This window comes from Streptomyces sp. CLV115 (assembly GCF_038448545.1).
In the GTDB taxonomy this organism is placed as follows: Bacteria; Actinomycetota; Actinomycetes; order Streptomycetales; family Streptomycetaceae; genus Streptomyces; species Streptomyces sanglieri.
In genome coordinates this window covers 1-1,463 of record NZ_JBCEWQ010000346.1, presented here as the reverse complement: position 1 = coordinate 1,463, position 1,463 = coordinate 1, and the positions used below count along the sequence as shown (strand labels likewise).

The 1,463-nt window shown below is 69.6% G+C and carries 1 protein-coding gene; it reads left to right on the top strand.

The genetic code is table 11. The annotated features are described in order from the left end of the window. Positions 1–1,322, top strand: a 1,322-nt coding sequence (locus tag AADR41_RS42060; RefSeq protein WP_342287744.1) for a WD40 repeat domain-containing protein, incomplete at its 5' end; no start/stop codon positions are given. Between the last annotated feature and the right edge of the window lie 141 nt (positions 1,323–1,463).

Genomic DNA, 1,463 nt, shown 5'->3' with positions numbered 1-1,463 from the left:
GCCTCACCCCCCACCTCCACCACGCCCACCACGACACCGCCCGCCTGACCGCCGCCGTCTACCGCACCGGACTTCACCTCCACCGCAACACCAGCCCAGGAAAGCGCCGCCAACTCCTCGCCCTCGACGCCGCCCGCGCCGGGGCGCGCCACCTCCACCGCGACCTCACCCGTCGTATCCCAGCCGGCACTTGGGCACCGGTGTGGGCCACCGGCAGCACGTTCAACCCTGCTCTGCGCGACACCCTCACCGGCCACACGGACACCGTGGTGGCGGTGGCGTGCACGATGCTCGACGGTCGCCCCGTTGCTGTCACCGGCAGCAGGGACAACACGGTGCGGGTGTGGGACCTGACCACCGGCCGGCCTATCGGCGAACCCCTCACCGGCCACGCCGGCGACGCGCAGGCGGTGGCGTGCACGATGCTCGACGATCGCCCCGTTGCTGTCACCGGCGGTTGGGACCAGATGGTGCGGGTGTGGGACCTGACCGCTGGCCGGCCCATCGGCGAACCCCTCACCGGCCACACCGACGTCGTGGCGGCGGTGGCCTGCACCATGCTCGACGATCGCCCCGTTGCTGTCACCGGCAGCAGGGACGACACGGTGCGGGTGTGGGACCTGACCACCGGCCGGCCCATCGGTAAACCCCTCACCGACCACACCGACGTCGTGGCGGCGGTGGCCTGCACCATGCTCGACGATCGCCCCGTTGCTGTCACCGGCAGCAGGGACCACACGGTGCGGGTGTGGGACCTGACCACCGGCCGACCCATCGGCGAACTCCCCATCGGCTACGTGGCGGCGGTGGCGTGCACAATGCTCGACGATCGCCCCGTTGCTGTCACCGGCGATTGGGACAAGATGGTGCGGGTGTGGGACCTGACCACCGGCCGACCCATCGGCGAACCCCTCACCGGCCACACCGACGTCGTGGCGGCGGTGGCCTGCACCATGCTCGACGATCGCCCCGTTGCTGTCACCGGCAGTTGGGACCACACGGTGCGGGTGTGGGACCTGACCACCGGCCGACCCATCGGCGAACCCCTCACCGGCCACACCGGCCACACCGGCCACACAGGCGACGTGGTGGCGATGGCGTGCACGATGCTCGACGATCGCCCCGTTGCTGTCGCCGGCAGCAGGGACGGCACGGTGCGGATCTGGGACCTGATCACCCGCCGACCGGTCGCGGAGTTTCTCACCGACAACCCGCGCTCCGTAGCGTTCAGCAGCAGTGGCGACCTCGTCATCGGCTTCCACAACGACGTAGCCGTCTACCGCCGCCAACCACAACCCCAACGCTCACGGAGGACCAGCTAGCGCACCTGTGCAGAGCTGAGAGTGCGGTACGTGATCTTCTATCCGGCTTGTCATCGCTCGATGGGGTGAGGTTGGAGCATCGTTGCCGGTCAAGCGTGCGAGATTCGCTTGGGTGACGGGATGAGTGATCGCAAGCCGTAC